The 21,284-nt window shown below is 37.5% G+C and carries 12 protein-coding genes; 9 read left to right on the top strand and 3 right to left on the bottom strand.

The window, feature by feature from the left end; translation table 11 throughout:
* Window positions 1-1,371, bottom strand: a complete 1,371-nt coding sequence (locus E2I05_RS18540) for a type VI secretion system protein TssA (RefSeq protein WP_121851870.1) — start codon at window positions 1,369-1,371, stop codon at window positions 1-3.
* Between the two features lie 338 nt (window positions 1,372-1,709).
* Here E2I05_RS18540 and E2I05_RS18535 point away from each other — a divergent pair, with 338 nt between their 5' ends.
* Both E2I05_RS18535 and E2I05_RS18530 read left to right on the top strand, forming a co-directional pair.
* On the top strand, window positions 1,710-3,695 hold the full coding sequence (locus E2I05_RS18535; protein WP_121851869.1) for a type VI secretion system Vgr family protein: 1,986 nt from the start codon (window positions 1,710-1,712) through the stop codon (window positions 3,693-3,695).
* Window positions 3,695-4,261 (top strand): DUF6931 family protein, encoded by a 567-nt coding sequence (locus E2I05_RS18530; protein ID WP_121851868.1) that lies wholly within the window; start codon window positions 3,695-3,697, stop codon window positions 4,259-4,261. The genes E2I05_RS18535 and E2I05_RS18530 overlap by 1 nt, the downstream gene beginning before the upstream one ends.
* Window positions 4,262-4,360: 99 nt before the next feature.
* Here E2I05_RS18530 and E2I05_RS18525 read toward each other — a convergent pair whose 3' ends face one another.
* Window positions 4,361-4,996 (bottom strand): YopT-type cysteine protease domain-containing protein, encoded by a 636-nt coding sequence (locus tag E2I05_RS18525; protein WP_121851867.1) that lies wholly within the window; start codon window positions 4,994-4,996, stop codon window positions 4,361-4,363.
* Window positions 4,997-6,079: 1,083 nt separating this feature from the next.
* Between E2I05_RS18525 and E2I05_RS18520 the strand changes: the two genes are divergently transcribed.
* Complete coding sequence (locus E2I05_RS18520; RefSeq protein ID WP_121851866.1) at window positions 6,080-7,147, top strand: transglycosylase SLT domain-containing protein; 1,068 nt, start codon at window positions 6,080-6,082, stop codon at window positions 7,145-7,147.
* Between the two features lie 1,089 nt (window positions 7,148-8,236).
* Here the strand turns inward: E2I05_RS18520 and E2I05_RS18515 are convergent.
* Window positions 8,237-9,466: a hypothetical protein gene (locus E2I05_RS18515; RefSeq protein ID WP_121851865.1), complete on the bottom strand. Its 1,230-nt coding sequence runs from the start codon at window positions 9,464-9,466 to the stop codon at window positions 8,237-8,239.
* A gap of 707 nt (window positions 9,467-10,173) precedes the next feature.
* On the opposite strand from E2I05_RS18515, the gene E2I05_RS18510 reads away from it, so the two are divergent.
* From E2I05_RS18510 to E2I05_RS18485, 6 genes are all read left to right on the top strand, one after another.
* Window positions 10,174-11,085, top strand: coding sequence for an alpha/beta hydrolase (locus tag E2I05_RS18510; protein WP_121851864.1), 912 nt, complete (start codon window positions 10,174-10,176; stop codon window positions 11,083-11,085).
* Window positions 11,086-12,235: 1,150 nt separating this feature from the next.
* Window positions 12,236-13,453: an aspartate aminotransferase family protein gene (locus E2I05_RS18505; RefSeq protein WP_121851863.1), complete on the top strand. Its 1,218-nt coding sequence runs from the start codon at window positions 12,236-12,238 to the stop codon at window positions 13,451-13,453.
* A 96-nt stretch (window positions 13,454-13,549) separates the two neighbouring features.
* Window positions 13,550-14,569 (top strand): arginine N-succinyltransferase, encoded by a 1,020-nt coding sequence (gene astA, locus E2I05_RS18500; protein WP_121851862.1) that lies wholly within the window; start codon window positions 13,550-13,552, stop codon window positions 14,567-14,569.
* A 42-nt stretch (window positions 14,570-14,611) separates the two neighbouring features.
* The gene (gene astD / locus E2I05_RS18495; protein ID WP_121851861.1) at window positions 14,612-16,072 is read left to right on the top strand and encodes a succinylglutamate-semialdehyde dehydrogenase; all 1,461 of its coding nucleotides are present in this window, start codon (window positions 14,612-14,614) and stop codon (window positions 16,070-16,072) included.
* A 270-nt stretch (window positions 16,073-16,342) separates the two neighbouring features.
* Window positions 16,343-17,143 (top strand): DUF1338 domain-containing protein, encoded by an 801-nt coding sequence (locus E2I05_RS18490; protein ID WP_121851860.1) that lies wholly within the window; start codon window positions 16,343-16,345, stop codon window positions 17,141-17,143.
* A 707-nt stretch (window positions 17,144-17,850) separates the two neighbouring features.
* Window positions 17,851-21,087: an ankyrin repeat domain-containing protein gene (locus tag E2I05_RS18485; RefSeq protein WP_121851859.1), complete on the top strand. Its 3,237-nt coding sequence runs from the start codon at window positions 17,851-17,853 to the stop codon at window positions 21,085-21,087.
* Window positions 21,088-21,284: the final 197 nt, after the last annotated feature.

Genomic DNA, 21,284 nt, shown 5'->3' with positions numbered 1-21,284 from the left:
CTACCACTTAACAGGTTTTACTTTTAAACTATCATCACCATTTTTTGATGATTCAGTTTTTTTTATCTCTACAGTACCTTTATCATTGCTACCGTTTATCGACACATGTTTTGTGTTTTCTTCTATATCGCCGACCTCACTAACTTGTACTTTCTCGTCATTTCTTTGTTTTCTCATGATCTTGGTTTGCACTTGTCCTTCAATTCCTGTGGCTCGATATATATCATTCAATAAATCTTTATCAAAACCACCTATTAATTCATCCAATAGTGTTGATAGGGGAGAATTAGCCCATCTAATAGTTTTATTCAGAAGAAATGATACTGGGCTATGTGGTTCAGTAATGTAAAAGAATTCAGAAATTTCTTTTAGATTTTGTAATGCAACATTTCTATTTTGATTTGATTTGTATGCATTCTCTAAATAACTTTTATCCATTGAATTAATTTTACTTTCTTTAATTATATTACTTCCAGAAGGTTGCTTTGAACCAGTTTCCAAGTCTTCATTAGAGGTTAATTCATCATCTCTAATATCCTCTAAGCTGCTTTCAGCATCAACTGTCTCATTGAGTTCGACATCTGTAATAAAAGTGATTGATTGTTTCACTTTATTAAATAAGTTTATTAAAAATGTAAAATTACAATGACTTACGTTGCAACGTATCGTTTTTTCATTTATTTTTTCAGATAGGTTTTCCAGCAATCCTATTATTGTTGATAAGTTACTGACTTTATTAAGTTCGTAATCCTTGTCTATTAACTGTTGAGCCGCACTCTCTTTCAAAGACTCTAAAGTTGATTTTTTTTCTGCACTTATATAATCAAACACTTTAATTTCTGAATTAATTTCATGGATTAAAATAGGTGGAAATAATATCGTCGATTCTAGACTATCACCAAGTATCGGTGATAAAGCATTTGTTTTGCATTTCGTAACCTCTTTTTTAGCATCCTCTTCGCTTTCTGTATCAAGTTTATCTTTGCTTACTAAAGGTGGTAGATTATCCCAGTTTTCATCAACTAATTTATATAACCATTTAAAAGTATTCTCTAGACTATCAAAGCTGTTATCTATTATTATTTGCGCAATAATAAACCAACCTATCAATTCAATGTCTTTTGAGCGTGTGCTAAAAACATTGATCAAGTCTTCAGAAAGTTGCGTCCAATTTTCTACATTTTTAACACTATATGTATCAAGATCTTCATCCTCATTAACCTCAGTCATCATTCTTAAAGATGTTTGGCAGACATTATATAAATTCCTAAGCTTCCTATATTCAGTTCTATCACTATTTATTGAAACGCCGCAAGGATACTCCTCGCTAATAACAGTGTGCATTTTTTCAATGTCTTCATCAGTCAGCATTTATTACCCAACTAAAACAAGGTTACCTTAAACTTAAGCAACAAATAATTAGATATTAATTTATTCGTAGTAGGCGAGATATTTTTATAAATGATCAGCTTCTACTAAAAAAGTGTCAAGCTAAAAGCGGCTTAGTCTATATATTGTTTGCATATATCATAATTTAAAATAATAAATTAGTTTTTATTCTTTTTGTGAATTTAAAAGAATTATAACAGCTAACAAGGAAAAGTATTTATGCTAATTTAAATGGTAAACCTTATTAATAATAAAATCTTAAGCGGTATAGGTTTAAAATAAATAATCATTCAGTTGAAATTGCGCAGAGACTTTAAGTCATGAAGTATTCCTCAAAAACAAGAAATTTGACCATCATGGTAGATGGGACAGGACCTTATATTTGTTCTTATTTCAAAGCAACACAAACTATTTCAGAAAAATATATACAAACCTCAGTATTTTCATCAGATGAATACATTGCCAGTGATATCGTTGGTGCAGAAGTGATTGTCGAATATGCTGATATGCAAACTGCAGATATTAGAACATTTAAGGCATTAATATCTGAGTTTACCCTATTAAGTTACAGCAAAGAAAGTGAACAATATACTTATAGAGTTGTTAGTGTTGACCCTATCCATTTTCTTTCCTTATCTCGTACTCACGCTGTTTATCAAAGCCTGTCCACGAAAAAGATCGTTGAAGATGTATTCGACAAAACTGGCTTGAAAAAGTTTGTCAAATTTTCAATTTCTTCACCCGGAAAAGAGCATGAATATTGTGCCGTTATCAATGAAACATATGCTGAATTTGTTAAACGGTTGTTAGCAGAAGAAGGCTGGTTTTACTTTTTGACCCACGACGAACAAAACCCCACGCTAATCATTGCTGACTCTTCTAGCGCTTACATAAATGCAAAACAGGAAAACATAAGCTTTGTTGATAAAACTGGTTCTTATGACGGATTCATAGATAATTTAAGCTATATTGCTTGCGCTGGTACTAGCTCAGTTATGTTAGCCGACCACACACAAGAGCTTGCTGATGTGTTCCAAAGTAGTGCTAAAGAGTCAGCGTTAAATCAAAAACTAAAATCGCTTCCTTTATACCGGTTTGGGCAAGGTTTTAAAGATAAAAGTGAAGCTAAAGATGCAACCAAAATTTGGATGGAGTCTTTAGATGCTGAAAGAGTTTGCTGTGAAGTGTCCTCTAAACTTTATAGTCTTTCATGTTGTTCTACATTTAAATTGAAAAACCATCCTGTATCTGATTTAAACAAGGAGTTTGTTGTATTAGATATCACCCACGAAATATCTCCTGAAGAAAAAAGCTCAGTCATGGTTTACAAAAATGAATATAGATGCATTGTGAAATCAACACCTTTTCGCCCCAAAATAGTGTCTAAACCATTAATTTCAGGTCTTCACTGTGCAACAGTGACAGGGCCAAGTAAAGAAGAAATTTATACAGAAAAACTTCGAGTAAAAGTTCAATTTCATTGGGATACTGATGGTAAAAACGATGAGAATACTTCTTGTTGGTTACCTGTCGCTCAAGGTTTTGCTAGTAATGGTTTTGGATTGTCATTTCTGCCACGTATTGGTGACGAAGTACTGGTTCAGTATATAAATGGTAATCCTGACCAACCTGTTGTTATAGGCTCTATATATAATGAAAAGAATATTCCAGTTTATGATGTCCCCACCCAAACGGGTTTTAAATCTCGGACAAGTAAAGAAGGTAGTAGCGCCCAATCCAATGAAGTTAGGTTTGAGGATAAAAAAGATAGTGAAGAGATCTTTATGCACTCACAAGGTTTATTGACGCTTGAAGTAGAAAAAGATGCATCAACAACGATTAAGGGTGCCCAAAAAACACAAATTGAAAAGACTCTTGAGTGTACCGTTAAAGAGCAGATCACAATCAATACAGAGAAGGATTTTGGAGCTGAAGCCAAAGGTGCACTTCAACTGAAATCCGATAAAGATACTACAGCTGAATCAGGCAACAATATGGGACTTAAAGCTAAGTCGAAAATTGAAATTGATGGACAAACACTTTCATTAAATGGAAAAACGAAAATAGAGCTCGTCGTCGGAAGCTGCAAGATTGCTTTAAGTTCAAGCGGAATTAACATTGAAGCTCCTAAAATTGTAATTAAAGGTCAAGCAAAAACTGAGATATCGGCCGCACAAGTTGCCGTTGAAGGTCAGACTAAAGTTGACCTAAAAGGCGCGATAGTTTCAGTAGAAGGTTCAGCAATTACTAAAGTTAAAGCTGGGGCTATGGTAGAAATACAAGGTGGCATTGCCAAAATAAACTGATGAAATTGATTAAAATTCCTTATACAGCAGCATGTCAGATTACTGATGTATACGAAGCAAATACAAACTTTCTTTCAATAGTAGCTCAGAATGATTGCACCCCCTACGATGCGATTAATGAAGGGCTAGAAAAAGAATTATTTTCAGATACGGTCACTTTCTTAGCTCATGGTTTACCATTTCGAGAAGCTATTTGGTGGGCTGTATGTTGTGCTAAACATCGCACTGATTGGAGTATACCTGAAAAACAGGCTATCGATGCAGCTGAGTCATGGGTTTTCAATCCCGATGAGTCATCTCGGCGATTAGCAGAAAAAACAGCTGCAGCAGCAGGGCTTGAAACTGGTGCTGGTTGGGCTGCACAAGCCGCTTTTTGGAGTGGTGGAAGTATGTTGGCTGTAGATGCGCCAATAATTCCTCCTCCATCTAACTTGTACGCTCAGGCTGTAGCAGGTTGTATTAATTTATCAGCTGTTCATCCCGATGGGGAAAATGCTAAATCCAATTATTTAACCTTTATTGAAATTGGACTGAGGATCGCACAAGGCGGTAATGGCAAACTTTAGTCCCTTTGGGTTTAATTCCCCGCTTCGCGTAGCGAAGTCGAACCGAAGGAGAGATAGCTTATGCGGGGTTGTTTATTCGTTCAATACAGTCTACTACCTCTAGGTTCCGTTCGGCTTAAAAACCATTGCAGTAGTGATACCGGTATGTGTGTAATAAATTTCGTTCATAAAACGCTTAAAGAAAGATCCTATTAACTCCTTTTTTTTAAAGACAGCAAAACCAAAATTAGGATCAAAAAACATACCACCGGAAAGCAGGCTTTTTCCACCACCTAAACGAACAGCTATAGCATGAGCAGATTTTCTACTCCTAAGCTCAAGAATCACATCGACGTTATTTTTGCTGGAAAGTAGCGTTGCTAGATGATCGAGATCAATGTATTGTTTTCTCTGGATTTTCGTATGGCTGTCAGTCATTGTGCTTGATATAAAGTTGAACTTAGCCTGCCCATCAGAAGTCAGCATTTCAGTGATTTTTTGGTAACCTCTTATTTTTCCTCGATTTTCAACTGTGGCATGGTCCTCAAGAAAACGGTCAGGTGAGAAATTGCATTCAACAGTAAACATACTTAATGCTAAACAGTAGCCATCAGATTCATCATTTTCCTTTCCCATAACATACGCAACATGGGACAAACCTGATGGGCCTCTGTATAAGCCTCGGTTATTGTATTGCTCAAAATGCACGTAAAAGGCATCATGATCACGTGCTAAGTTAGAAAATCTTTCATCCATATCTTTTCATCCTTACTTTTAAAAAAGTAAAATTTTAATATTCAATGTGTTACTGTTCGGTAAGATACGTTCGGGTTATATAATAAGATTATTTCATAAAGACTCATAAAGAACGGTACTCAATTAATGCTTGACCAAAATAATTATGCATTTGGATAATATAAAATTTTATTAAATATTGAATGCTGCATAAAATAAAGCACATCATGAAACATAACTTATTTAATATTCACATTTAAGAGTAAAGAATCATCTCCTGAACGGTATTTGGCTTGAATATGATTATTGATTATTTTGTCTACGTTATATCTGATAGGTATATACGCTATAATTTTGATTTCATATATAAACGTAAATATTTGTCTGTCGTCACTTTTTAACTTTTTTGATTTAAAAATGGAGGGTGTATAAGTGAGCCCAACTACTGTTATTAGTGTTAATACTATCTTAAATCAATCCTAAGCTTTATATCAAAATTAACTATATAAGACATAAGAGTTTCCTTTTTTTTGCTGTTTAAATAGGAGGTAATTTATTTAAAGGCAGCAACATATCCAATAAATATAAAAAATTCATTTTTGGAATGAAATATATAAATATGCGTATACAGTTTGTGGTATTGTAGCGACTAACAAATCAAATATTATTAAAGTATTTCAAAGTATTGTTATTTATAAAGTGGGTGATAAAAGGTGAGCGGTATTAAGCTGTTATTTAATAGAGGTCAAAGATTTCGAGTGTTTACGCCCAAGTTAAAAAACTAAATTTATGCTTCCATCATAGATGGCCGTAATAAATTTCCGCTTTCAAATAAATCCAAGCTAAAGTTTTATAATCACTTTTGTCACTAATGAAGGGAAGCTGTACAAGAGTCATCGAATTTTATTGAAATATGATAATTATATCGTTGCGAATCAAATGCTAACGCTAATTAAAGCGAGTTTTCGCAACTAAACTATACCTCTTTTATATGTAACTTTATTCATTCTTATAATTTTATCGTATTGCAATGTAAGTGTATTACATAATTTAAATTTCGAAGGAATGATTCTTTCAATAAATTTAGCTAAATTAGTATAATTAATGAAAAAAATAACCAAAATAGTTTTATTAAGTCTTGGTCTAATGCACTCATCGAGCATCAGTGCGTATTTTTCAGAGCCGTCAAATAGACAATGCACAAAACAGTTCGAAGGCGGAGTTTGGCAGAGGATTGCTTCGAGTAATAAAATTAAATTTTCCTACAACAAGCATGCAGATGACTATAAAAAATGGTTTATTCAACATCCTAATTTTCTTGTCGTTATATCTGAACATGCTAGTTCTTTTTTGTACATGATTGTAAAAGAGCTCGAGCAACGCCATCTTCCTATCGAACTTGCTCTTTTACCAATTATTGAGAGTTCATATATTCCAAGTGCTACCTCGAGAGTGTCAGCAGCGGGTATTTGGCAACTAACAGGGCCTACAGCGAAAGAATTTGGTACAAGGGTTTACCCATGGTTCGATGGTCGTCGAAATATATTTGAATCTACAAATGCGGCTCTAGATTTATTAAAACACTTGTATGAGGCCAATGAACACAACTGGCTGTACGCCATGGGAGCTTATAATGCCGGTCAAGGTACTATCAATAATGCTATCTCAGGAAATTTAAGTAAACAGCCTTCAATTTGGAGTTTAAAGTTACCTCGTGAAACAAAAAATTATATTGCAAAGTTTGAAGCTTTAAAGTTCGTTATTTCACGGGCAAAAAAATATCACATAGTTTTGCCGGAAATTCCATATAAACCCGTTATTGCTGTAGAGAAAATTTATGGGAAAGCAGACTTAACAAAAATGATAAGCAAAGCTAGAGTTTCTTACAAAGAATTTCTTAAACTGAATCCAGGGCTAAAACAGTGGGAGACTGTTAAAGGAGACTACCATTATATCTTGCTACCTATAAACTCTACAATTAAAGATGCTGGTTATTCAAAAGAACGTGTACTTAAATGGGTTTTGTATTCAGTGCGTTCACATGACACTCTTTACAGTATTGCGAAAAAGTTCCAAACAACAGCTACATCATTGAAAAGTATAAATAAATTGAGTGGGGATAAGCTTTATCTTGGGCAGGAATTAAAAGTGCTAAAATCTGTTCCGCTGTAATTGGTATAATTTCGTCGTTCCAACGAAAGTGGGTAATGAAATAACGACAGTTTTGTATGTCGGTTCTAGCTCTTTATATTTGAATACCCAAAGCCACTGGTTTTTAAGGGAATGACTAGCTATAAAGTCTACGGTTTTTACTTAAAAAACATTCACACGTTTACCCTGAGGGATGACTTCTTGGGAGCAATTCTATTCTTTAGCGACATAAGTACCTGACCATAAGTTTCTTAAGATTTTCTAGTGCCCAGTTTCTGCACTCTACGGTGTTGCAACTTCGGTTACATAGCTACGGCTATGCGCCCTACATTGCGTCTTGTATAACACTAAACCTGAACACAATAATTATCAAAGAACTTATCGACAGGTACTTAATTGTATTTGAAGGGAGCTATCCCCTTAAATTGTAGCAACAAAATTTCTGTTTGCGACAGAGCCTAAATAGGCATCCTTGCCTTAATGTTGGTTTAATACTTAGAGAGCTAGCTATTTAGAAAGTATCAATCTTTGTCATGCCAGCGAAGGCTGGTATCCAGTGACTTTTATAGAAAAAGCAAAGACACTAGGGGCTGTTTATCTTTCAGGATTAAATTTTGTGCTATTTGAGCGTTTATCTGTTCAAGGCGTAAGCAGTGAAGCTTAGTCATCTAAGTAAACGGGTTACAACACAGAACAGTGAACGCTCAAAAGCATCTAAGACAACATAAATTGGTCATTTCTACTGCGTTATCGCTTGCGTATTTGGAATACCAAACCGCACAAGCTCTGTCTTGTATAAAACGACCAATTTATCGCTGCAAAAATAATCACGAAAGATAAACAGCCCCTAGACTACCGACTTACAAAACTGTCGTTACTTCGTTTCCAGCCTGCGCTGGAGTGACGAGAACTCATTGGTATACTTTCTCCCGCAAACTTTCCTTAGGGATGTCGCAGTTCAAATAATACCACTTTAAATTTCAACGCTTAATTTGTCATACCTGCGAACGCAGGTATCCAGCGACTTGTGCCCAAATTAACCAAAGACTCTGGACTCCTGCGTTCGCAGGAGTGACGATAAAATTGGTATACATTCTTCCGCCACGTCCCTTAGCTATTTTTTATTTCACTTTCATCCACTTTTTTCACCATCACGCTGGCTGTATTACTGTTCTCTATAGGCTTAAACAACAAGGTGTAATTACCTTCTGCTTTAATTTCAGTAACAAAAATTTCATCTGAGTGAAAAGGGCCTTCAAATTGATCAGAAATTGGGAGTTTTATCGCTTGATTAGACTCAGCGCTGCCATTGGCATTATACAATTTGATTTTATCGCCTTCTTGTTGAAAAACTATTGATACTGGTTTCATCGGTGTCGAAGAAGTGGCTTCTGATGCAGGTTTGTTTACGGGAACAATAATATATTGAACACCATCAACATTGGTTTTTTTGGGGTGCAGACTCGTATCGGGTGTAACGGGTTTCGCCTGAGCTTCATCTCCCTTTAATGATGTTACTTCAGGTTTAGTTGTTTCCTCATCAGCAATAGATTCTTCTGAACGCACAGTCTTTGGAGATTGTTGTGGAGCAGATTTATCAGTAGCAAGTGATTTTGCAGTAGACAACTCTTCTGCAGTATCAGATTTAGATGATTCTGAAGGTGTAGATTTATCTGCAGCCAGTGATTCTGAAGATTTTTGAGATGCAGTCTCCTCATTGTTAGATTGCTCTGCTAAAGCCTCAGATTTACCATCTGCTGTAACTGCACCATTATCAACATTAGCATCATCATCAGTTTTTTGAATTGCATTGGTAACATCTTCGTAATTATCATCGGATTCATTACTGTTCTTGCGTTCTAAAGAAGGCGTTTTCACTGGCTCTGAAGCCTTTTGGGCATTCGGTGAGTCCTGTGTACCTTCGGTAGATAAATTATCAGCTAATTCATGAGCTTGACTAGTCGAAGAAGGAGGTGTGGACGTTTGAGGTGATGAGTTTGATGTTGGCTCGTCAGATGAGCTAGCACTGCTTTTTTGAGATTCTATTCGATATTGCTTAATCAGTGCTACTGCAATGTCAGTTTGGGTTTTAAGAACTTTACCTTCTTTAAGTATGGTTTGTTGCTCCCCCGAAGCGTTTTGCTCATGGAAAATATGAAATTTTATCAGTTTAGGGTTGGCTTTGTCTGTTTTCACATTGAAAGAAACAGTAGTGTCTTTATTTTCTATAGCCAGTGATAGTTGTTTTACTAGGTTTTCAGAAAGCCCTGATAATTGTTTGTCAGTTGAAGACCACTTTAACACTTCAGGTGAGATGGTTAAGGATGATGCTACAGCCATTAGTTTTCTCCAGATATAATGATGAGTAAGTTTTCGGCTTGAGTAAAATTGTTTTGGTAAAATCAATAAATCGAATATATGAAAAATAGTGAGTGGAAAGAAATGAAGGGTTACTAATCGCTGTTTATCATTATTTATTTTATTGTTATTGAGTAATAATTATCCTTTATATCATAGATTGTACTACGCTACGTAAAATGACTGGTTAGTCAAAATGTATTGAATTTATTGGTAAATAAGTGTGTTTGCACTTTGTTTTTAGGTGGGATTGTTTGGTTTGATATTCAAGAGTTTTTCTTTTTTTAAAAAAGACTTGGTAAATAACACAATTTAAAATTTATGATACAAAGCAGATAGCTCCTATCAGGGCAACCGATATACACAACTCCACGTGGTAATTTCGTCATTCCCACGAAAGTGGGCAATGAAATAACGACAGTTTTGTATGTCGGTCATCTAGCTCTTTATATTTGAATACCTAAAGTCACTGGATTCCCGTTTTCACGGGAATGACGGATTATAAAGTCTACGGTTTTGCCCGAAAAACATTCATGCGTTTACCTTGTAGCTCCTATATATTGAAATTTAAATAATAGAAACAATAAATTATCATTAACTTTTATATGTTTTGTGATTTTTATATATTGAATGAACACAGTTTATAAATTAATTGCTCGTTAAGCGACGAGTAGCTCGAGAGGTGACGAATGTCGAGTTGGCAGTCTACTATTTTAAACTTAATGTTGTCTTATGTAGCAAAACCATCAATGAGCCGTGGCCGCTCGAAATTACCTATCTCTGAAATTCGCAAACGAATGTTGCACATGGATAAACGCTGGATTATTTGGCCTGAATCATTGATTTCTAAAAAAATAGCGCTCTCTAGTAGTCATCTTTTAGCTTATCAGTTTAAAACAAACAATACCCAAAACGACGTAGTTTTTTACGTTCGAGGTGGCGGTTTTTGCTTTAAAACTCCAAATGCACACGCTAAATTCATTGCTAATATAATGCATCATTGCCAGCTTGATGCTTTTATTCCTGATTATCGATTAGCGCCCGAGCACCCTTATCCAGCGGCATTAAATGATGTGATTGAAGGTTATCAAAAACTCATTGAACTTAAACCCGATGCAAACATTGTGTTGATGGGAGATTCAGCGGGCGGTAACCTTGCAGCAGCATTATTACTGGAAATAAAACGACAGGGGCTGCCACAGCCAAAGTCCACTGTTCTGCTATCACCAGCTTTGGATATTGCATTGCTTGGAAATGTAGAGCAAACGCTTGCCGCTGATGATCCTCTATTCACAATAGAATCCTTGCTTAGGCTACGTGGTGCTTATCTGAATGGACAAAACCCCATGCTAGATAGCGTATCACCTCTTCAAGGTGATTTTTCCGATCTTTCGCCAGTTATGATCATTGCAGGGACACGTGAATTGCTCTTGCAAGACGCTAAGCAGTTGGTTAAAAAAATACAAGATTGTGAAGGACGTGTTCAAGGCTTGTTCTATCCTAATATGCCACATGTATTTCCACTTTTCGAAATGCTACCTGAAGCGACACAAGCAAGACATGAAATACATCAATTTATTCAATTGAATATGAAGAGTTAACGGTAAATTAGTGAGTGTGTTTTTTGAACAATTAGGATTTACCTTGTTATACCAATTACAGTAATTAGGGATGTCGCAGTTCAAATAATACCAATTTAAATTTCAACGCTTAATTTGTCATACCTGCGAACGCAGGTATCCAGCGACTTGTGCCCAAATTAACCAAAGACTCTGGACTCCTGAGTTCGCAGGAGTGACGATAAAATTGGTATACATTCTTCCGCCACGTCCCTTAAATGCTCAACTCAGATCTATGTAAGTACCTGTCGATAAGTTCTTTGATAATTATTGTGTTCAGGTTTAGTGCTATACAAGACGCAATGTAGGGCGCATAGCCGTAGCTATGTAACCGAAGTTGCAACACCGTAGAGTGCTGAAACTGGGCACTAGAAAATCTTAAAAAACTTATGATCAGGTACTTATGTGCTCAAAGTGCAATCGAAATTGATGAAGGTATAGTTGTTACCGACATACACCGCTGTCGTTATTACATTGCTACGTCAAGACAATTTTGAGAAGTAATTTGAGCACATACAAGCTCCCGAAGGGCAAGGCTAAAGGGTTCCATTACTAGGTTACAAGTTTTTGAATTATCCCGACAAAAGCATGAAGTGCGTTGAACGCCAGCTTTGTATGGCGGCCGTAGGAAATATAGTACTTCAAACTTGCGCCATGTACTGAAATCCTTTAGCTCTTGCTGAGTGGGAAGTTAATTACTGTAATTGGTATTACAAGCACTTGAATTATCCCGATAATACTTCGAGCTTGTGCCTTGCACTGAAACCCTTTAGCTCTTGCTGAGTGAAAGATTAATTACTGTAATTGGTATTATATATAGTGAGTTTTTAGTCTTTAAAGTTGAATAGTTAATAGATTGAGTTCGTCATCACAGCCAAATAAGTTTTTTATGATTACTTATGCGTAAAAATTCGCGATTATGCGACTTTATACCCCCTGTATAGCAATCTTTATTCACTTTTTAAAGGCTCTAGTGAATAGAATATGTCAGAAAACTGGCATTTAGATCACGTTTTGGCTAATAATGTTCATAATTCAATAAAGAAAATGTCCGACGATATTATTAACGTATTAAAAAGTCGGTCAATTTCAGCAGGACTTAGCCTGCATTATAAAACAAAGGATGGATTGTATGAGCGGTAACATGAATCTGACACGTGCTAAATTTGACGACGTAATGGTGCCTAACTATGCACCTTCAGCAGTAATTCCTGTTCGTGGTGAAGGTAGCCGTGTGTGGGATCAAAAAGGTAAAGAGTTCATTGACTTTGCTGGCGGCATAGCCGTGAACTGTTTAGGGCATTGTCATCCTGCTTTAGTGGGTGCATTGAAAAAGCAAGGCGAAAAGCTATGGCACCTTTCTAATGTTATGACCAACGAACCAGCTCTGGAACTTGCGACTAAATTAACAGCCTCTACCTTTGCAGATAAAGTTTATTTCGCAAACTCTGGCGCAGAAGCGAACGAAGCGGCATTGAAGCTTGTTCGTCGTTACGCTTTAGATAATCACGGTGCTGAAAAAGATCAAATTATCGCGTTTGAAAAAGCTTTCCATGGCCGTACTTTCTTTACTGTAACGGTTGGTGGGCAAGCAGCTTATTCAGATGGTTTTGGTCCTAAGCCTCAATCTATCAAGCATTTGCCATTTAATGATATTGCAGCACTTGAAGCTGAAATTTCTGACAAAACGTGCGCTATCATGCTTGAGCCTATCCAAGGTGAAGGCGGTATCATTGATGCCGATCCTGAATTTCTTGCTGCTGTACGTCGCTTAGCTGACAAACACAATGCTCTAGTGGTTTTCGATGAAGTACAAACAGGTGTAGGTCGTACAGGCGAGTTGTATGCTTATATGCACACTGAAATTGTGCCAGATGTGTTAACGACAGCTAAAGCTTTGGGTGGTGGTTTCCCTATCGCAGCAATGTTGACCACAACCGACATTGCAAAACATCTTAAAATTGGTACTCACGGCTCAACTTATGGTGGTAACCCATTAGCTTGTGCTGTTGGCAATGCTGTACTGGATGTTGTCAATACTGAAGAAACATTGCAAGGCGTTAAACGCCGTGAACAAATGCTTCGTGACGGTTTAGCGGCAATCAATGATAAGTACCAAGTATTCTCTGAAATTCGTGGTAAAGGCCTGTTGATTGGTGGTGTGCTGAATGAAAAATACCAAGGTCGTAGTCGTGACTTCCTAGTCGCATCAGTAGCTGAAGGTCTAATGAGTTTAATTGCTGGTGCCAATGTTGTACGTTTCACTCCTTCTTTAGTTATCCCTGAAGCCGATATTATTGAAGGTCTTGAGCGTTTTGAACGTGCTGTAGCAAAAGTTGTTGCAGGCTAACAATTGATTGGGTGCTGAAAGTCAGCGCCCTTTATATTGTTTTTGTTTCAGGTTCGGATTTTATGAACCAAAGAAATCACGTTTGGAGATCGAAAAATGTTAATCATTCGTCCAATCCGAAGTTCTGATCTACCTGCATTAATGCAGATAGCTGAGGAGTCGGGGCACGGGTTTACCTCATTACCCGTTAACGAAGAATTATTACGCAAAAAGATAGCCCGCGTTGAAGCTTCATTTAAAAAGAAAGAAAATAAGCCCCATGATGAAGGTTACCTAATGGTGCTAGAAGACACAGAAACTGGCGATGTCGTTGGTACATGTGGACTTGAAGCTGCTGTTGGGTTAATCGATGCGTTTTACCATTATCGCGTTGGTACTGAAGTTTATCATTCTGAGCAAATTGACGTTCGTAATGAAGTAGAAACGTTAACCCTCTGCCATGACTATACGGGTTCTGCCGAACTGTGTACGCTATTCTTACAAGATTCATATCGTAAAAATAATAATGGCCGCATGTTATCTCGCAGTCGCTTCTTATTTTTAGCGCAGCATGCTGAGCGATTTGGCGATAAAGTGATAGCTGAAATGCGCGGTGTTTCAGACGCTGAGGGTAATTCATCGTTTTATGGTTGGCTGCAACAATTCTTCTTGGGTATTAACTTTCTCAAAGCAGATTATTTATCAGGATTAGGACAAAAGGCCTTTATGGCTGAAATGATGCCACGTAATCCTGTCTATGTATGTTTACTCCCACAAGAAGCGCAACAAGTGATTGGTGAAGTACATCCAAACACACTTCCAGCCCTCAAGTTATTACAGGGTGAAGGTTTTCAATGCCGTGGTTATGTCGATATTTTTGATGGTGGACCAACGGTTGAATGTGAGTTAGAAAACATTCGTTCAGTGAAGTTGAGTCGTTTGTTAACTGTTTCCATTGGCGAAACAGCAAAATCGAGTACGCAATACATTATCTCTAATACTTTATTAGAAAATTACCGCGCTACCTCAGCGTATTTATCGGTTGATGTTGATAAAACAGAAGTGGTTATCAGTCATAAACTGGCTGATGCTCTTATGGTTAATGCGGGTGACCAAATTCGTGTACTTGCAATGTAAATTGCTTGCAAGTGACGTATAAAATTGCAGTAGGAAATGATCATGACACAGTTTATTAATGGTAAATGGGTTGCTGGTGAAGGCCATGAAATGGCATCAACCAACCCAGCGAGTAAAGATGTAATTTGGAATGGTGTCAGTGCGACAGCAAGTCAAGTTAATGCCGCTGTTGAAGCGGCACGTAACGCTCAATTTGATTGGTTTATGCTTGGGTTTGAAGGGCGTTTAGCGATTGTTGAAGCTTACCGTGACGCACTTGAAGCGCGTAAAACTGAAATCGCTGAAACCATCGCTCAAGAAACGGGTAAACCTCAATGGGAAACCGCTACTGAAGCTGGCGCCATGATTGGTAAAATCGGTCTATCAGTCTCGGCTTATAATAAGCGTACTGGATCATCCCAAAGCGATATTCCATCAGGTCGTGCTGTACTTCGCCACAAACCTCATGGTGTTGTTGCAGTCTTTGGCCCTTATAATTTTCCCGGTCACTTGCCAAATGGTCACATTGTGCCAGCACTACTTGCAGGTAACACCGTAGTCTTTAAGCCTTCAGAGCTGACACCTAAAGTAGCTGAAATTATGCTGCAAGTGTGGGAGAGTGCAGGCTTGCCAGCTGGCGTGGTTAACTTAGTGCAAGGTGAACTTGAAACAGGTAAAGCATTAGCATCTCATCCGCAACTTGATGGTTTGTTCTTTACTGGCAGTTCACGTACGGGACACATTTTGCATCAGCAATACGCCGGTCATCCGGGTAAAATCTTAGCACTAGAAATGGGTGGTAATAACCCACTTATTGTTAAAGACGTGACAGATACCAAAGCGGCTATTCATGAAATTTTGCAATCAGCTTATATTTCTACAGGTCAGCGTTGTACCTGTGCGCGCCGCCTGTATGTTCAGCAAGGGGAAAAAGGCGATACGCTTATCGCTGAGCTCGTTGATGCAGTCAAACAAATTAAAGTCGGGCCATGGAACATTCAGCCACAGCCATTTATGGGATCAATGATCTCTGAAGGGGCGGCTAAAGGTATGGTCGAAGCGCAAAGTAATCTAGTGAGCTTGGGGGGGCAATCATTGGTTGAATTGAAGCACCTTGAAGCTGGCACAGGTTTAGTTTCCCCTGGTTTGATTGATGTAACCGCCATTGCTGAATTACCAGACGAAGAATACTTTGGTCCGCTGCTTCAAGTGGTTCGTTATCAAGAATTTGATAACGCGATTGAAATGGCGAATGACACACAATATGGCTTATCAGCAGGCCTACTAGCTGATAGTCGTTCGGATTATGATTATTTCATTGCCCGCATTCGTGCAGGCATTGTGAATTGGAATAAGCAAATTACCGGCGCTTCAGGTGCTGCACCGTTTGGTGGCGTTGGCGCTTCAGGTAACCACAGGGCCAGTGCATTTTATGCCGCTGATTACTGTGCTTACCCTGTCGCTTCTGTTGAAGCTGATGCGGTGAGCTTGCCTGGGACATTAAGTCCAGGTTTAAGCCTTTAATCACTTCGGGTTTATTTTGTCATACCAGCGTAGGCTGGTATCCAGCGACTTTCACTAAACAAGAAAAAGGCGCTAGACTACCGACATGCAACACTGTCGTTTCTTCGTTTCCAGCATTCGCTGAAGTGACGATAACGTTAAACGATACCTCGCCCCTCTGGGGCGAGGTGATTCATTTTTAAATAAACTAAGAACTAAAAGGGAGAACCACTCCCTTTTGATAAATATTCTCACCGGAATAACCGGTCGCATCGCAGTAAGGAGTCACTGATGCATACAGATGTAAACGCACTATTTTCCGCTTTATGGCAAGACTATATCGAAATGACCCCATCAGCTGCCAAAATTCAACAGTTACTAGGTAAAGGCGAAGCGATAATCAATGATCATATCGCATTACGTACCTTCGATATTGATAAAGTTAACCTTGATGTTCTTGCTGAGCACTTTTTAACATTAGGTTATGTGGCCTGTGGTGATTATAAGTTCGAAGCAAAAAAGCTAACAGCTAAGCATTTTGAACATCCAGATCCAACTCAACCCAAAGTATTTATTTCGGAGCTTAATGTCAGTGCGTTCAGTGATGAGTTACAAAACATCATTAAAAGTTTGGTTGAGCAAGTAAATGTTGAAGCGACTAAAGCCGAAAACTTTATCTACTCTGGTCGTCATTGGAAGTTAGATCACAATACTTACCAAACCTTGTTGGCAGAAAGTGAATATGCAGCTTGGGTTGCAGCTTTTGGTTATCGAGCTAATCATTTTACTGTGTCAATTAATCATTTACCGGGTTATGAAAACATCCTTGAAGTGAACCAAGCGCTAAAAGATGGCGACTTTGTACTGAATAGTGCAGGTGGCGAAGTGAAGGGATCAAAAGAAGTACTCCTTGAGCAATCATCAACGATGGCCGACAAAGTTATGGTTAAGTTCGACGACGCGCAAGTTGAAATCCCAAGTTGTTTCTATGAATTTGCCATCCGTTATCCAAAAGCTGATGGTGAAATCTACACCGGTTTTGTTGCTGCATCAGCAGATAAAATTTTCGAAAGTACCAATGTGAAAACCTAGGGTCTGTTGATCTTTTATGATTAAATTTTGTGCTATTTGAGCATTTATCTGTTCAACCTAGAAACATCAGTTGACTGCGTTCTCAAGCGTAGAAAAAATGGCTGATATTAAGGCGTAGCTTGCAGCAAGTAGTTATTCTACTTGCAAAAGTTACAACGCAGATAGCATCCATTTTAGCAAGCTTGTGAGCGTAGAGCATTTCACTCATTGGGTGAAAACCATGATAATAAAATCATCTTATTGCTCAAACAGTTACTCGTATACTCAGCGTTCAACTGATGTTTTTAGGTTTAAGGCGTGAGCAGTGATGCTTAGCCATCTAAGTGAGCTGGTCACAACACAGAACAGTAAATGCTCAAAAGCATCGAAAAAAGAGAGAGCGTAAATTGGTCGCTCTTTCTAAATAAAAGGTGCTGCGTTATCGTTTTCTTATTTGGAAACGAAGTAACGACAGTTTTGTATGTCGATAATAACCAAACCTCACAAACTCTGCCTTGCATAAAATAACCAATTTATCGCTACAAAAACAATTACTAAAGATCAACAGACCCTAATTAATTTTGATATTTTTTTAAAAGCGCTCAAGGGCGCTTTTTTTAGCTTTACAGTAACTGAAGAAGGAGAGGTTTTTCATTGACTAGAGGGTGAGTGTATTTAAAAGTCGTTAGCTCAGATATTTGCATTCAAACTGAAGCTGAGGAAAGAAAATGGCCGTTGAAAGCATAGAAATGACTAAAATAGAAAGTGAAGCAGTTTCTTTTGAAGAGCAAGAGCCTGCAGAAGCTGAGAATGCTTCACTTGGCAAATATTCTACCGAGTTCGAACCACTAATTTCCTTGGTAAACAAAATCATAGATCCAAAATTAGCACTTGATAACTTGAAGCAAACACTAACCCAGCTGGAAACTGGAGAGTTAGAGTTTAGTGTTAAGCATTTAGAGCAAGTCGACTCACAAGTCTTTTCGCTTAATTTAAACACACTGATAAATATTCTACAAAGTCAAGATTTGAATGACTCAGATAGAGTCATTATTCTTGCACACATACGTTATAGACACGATGAAAATGATAATAACCTGAAAATTAACTTAATGCATGCCACATTGGTTGCGCACATTATTCAAGCGGATCTCTTTCAAGACTATTTACCTGTAATAACAAGGATTGTAGCTGATGAATCTCAGCGATTTTTGGAAGGTCTCGAATTAAAAACTGCCTCATTAATGGTCGCAATGAAGCAGTTGAGAGAATCCATCAGCGCTGACTTTTGTTTAGAAACGGTTTCCATTCGCAAGCAAGATGAAGTGCTGAAGCAATCTCAGTTAGATGATTTTAGAAAGCAGGTATTGCATCAATTGGATATTAATGAAGTGATCATTAGATTATCCATTGATTGGGCAAGGTACATCATGGACACACAGGCGCCATCGACTCTCAATGGCATGAAGAATGTAAAAATGTTTTCAATAACAGAAAAGAGAGCAGCTTATGCGAGTACAGATCAAAAACTTTTCGATTTGATGGGAGATAGCTCCCCTTTATACGCAATGCTTTCTATGGGAAGAAGCAAAAATAGAAATGTATCAATGCATGAAGCTGGCTTGGTTGATGCCTTACACAATTCAATAGCGATTTTAATGTATGGCAAAGAAAAGGAATTACAAAACGTTTGTAACTTACTCAATGACGAAGGGTATATAGCCACACATGCCAATTTGTACTTTATTACGATGAAGGCGGGGAATGAAAAGAAAGTCACCTCGTTGCTTGATTTAACACAAGTTGAAAATGGAGCTGGCATTAGTCAATTAACTTTAATTCGAATGTGCCAACATGCTATTGCTCATTCGCCTAGTATACAAGAGCTTATGGGCTTTCTTGAGGGGGGATTAACCAATTTAGGTGAAATAACAGAAGTGTTTCAAAACCAAATATCACGAGCCATCGAGCAAAAAGTATTAAAATTATCTGTAGCTGAAAAAATTGCTGCAAAGGCAGATAAAAAGGATGAAACCTCGGTTGTCGAGTGTTTCTTCGTGGGGCTTGAAGTCGTTGAAGAAGGTATTGTAAAGCAACTTTTGTCACCTAGGTTAAAAAATAAGTTATTAGAGTACGTGGTAAAAACGAATGAACCGAAGAAAATGATGCAATTAGTTGCTTACGGTGTAAGCATTAATGAGGTTTGTTGTGGTATGTCATTATTAACCTACATCATTAACACGGGTAATTCAGAAGCCATTAATTTCGCACTGGGCTTTGAAGGAGCCGATCTCGAATCGTTGGATGAAAAGGGAAACAACTGTCTGCACCTAGCGGTTACCGCTGGCAACATAGAAGCAGTAAAAGCAATTCTTGGCAAAAAAGTATCTTTAGGTTTAGAGGTGAATGCTGAAGGAATGGCTCCGTTACATTTAGCGGTTTTTGAACAAAAATGTGAATGTGTTAAGACACTTTTGGCATGCAAAGAACTAAAAATACAACAAGAAACTACATTAGAGCTGGAAGTTAATGGGAAAAATAGACACTATGTAACTCCGTTTACAATGGCTTATTTTAAAAAAGACAATGAGTTAATTGATGTTTTATTGGATGAATTAATAGAGCGTAAGTTGGTGGACAAACCTTCAGCAACTAATTCTAGCCCTTTTTGCTTGCTAATTCGAGGTGGTTACGAGAGTAGAGTAGAGCGAATTGTTAACGGTTTAACAAAGGCAGAGTTAAATGATTATAAGGTCCCTGAAAATGGGGGAAATTATTTATTTGAAGCCGTAGAGTTTAAACAACAGGGTACGTTTAATATTTTATTTCAACAAAACAAATTAGATATTAATTGTGTTGATTCATTTGGTTGCACGCTTCTTCATCGCTGCGCCGAAAAAGGCGAATTAAACAGCTTCAAAACACTTTTAAAAAATGACCTGTCTTTAACCGCTATAACAGCCCTTCAATCAACCCCTTTATTAATTGCTGCAAGATATGGACATATTGCTATTGTAAAAGCGATTTTGTTTCACTCGCTTGGTACGCTTAATAATCCACGAGAGGATGGAATGACTCCTTTCATGATTGCAGCTGAAAACGGTCATTTAGATATAGTTAAACTCTTAAGCGAACATCAAGTTGAATTTAATTCCGCCCTTCCAACAACAAATGAAAATGCATTGCATTTAGCGATAAAAAATGGACATTGCGCGCTTGTGGAATTTTTATTTACTCTACCTATTAAAATTAAAAATTGCATGATTGATGGCAAAGAGTTAAATCTTTCAGATATTGCGGTGATGAATAATCAAACAGAGATGATTTCACTATTGTTTTCAAAGGAAAAGTTTGTATGCGAAACTTGGCATCTCAATTTTATTTTAGAACACGGCAATAGAAAAGCTTTACAACGTTATTTGTTGAGGTTGGATATTGAACAGTGTAAGGCGCTCATTAATGTCACAAGACCTGATGTTGATAGCCCTATTTGTGTCGCAATAATGGCTGGTAAAACAGATTGTCTTGCTACTTTGCTTGAAAGAGGCGGTAACACAGAGAGTCGTTTTTATTTCCCTCATAGACTTAATCCAGCTCGAGTAGCGCGTGCTGACAGAGGAGCGCAAAAAGCTGTAGACGTATCTCAAAATGGTCAGTGGTTAACCCCACTTCATATTGCAATTGATGAAAGAAGCATAACAGCGACTAAGTGTTTACTTTCTTATGGTGCGAAGGTGAATGCGAGAACAGATCACAATGAAACCCTACAAGATTTTTGCCCAACGGCGTTGTATTTATCTGTTGCACGTCAGTATTATGAAATTGTTGATGAACTGTTAAAGTATAACGCTGCAACGAATTTGAAATATCAACATACTGCTTTGAGTGGAAGAGTTAAGCGACATACAGTTAAAGATCTTGCTAAAAATATGGGACTGAGTGACATCGTTAAAAAAGTAAAATAACAATTTAGGGATCTAGCGATTTAGAAAGTTTTAACCTAAAAACATCAGTTGAACGCTGAGTATATGAGTAACTGTTTGAGCAATACGATGATTTTATCATCATGGCTTTCACCCAATGAGTGAAGTGCTCTACGCTTACAAGCTTGCTAAAATGACTGCTATCTGCGTTGTAACTTTTGCAAGTAGAATAACTACTT

This window comes from Parashewanella spongiae, from assembly GCF_004358345.1.
GTDB classification, from domain to species: Bacteria; Pseudomonadota; Gammaproteobacteria; order Enterobacterales; family Shewanellaceae; genus Parashewanella; species Parashewanella spongiae.
This window is presented reverse-complemented; position numbering and strand designations above follow the sequence as displayed.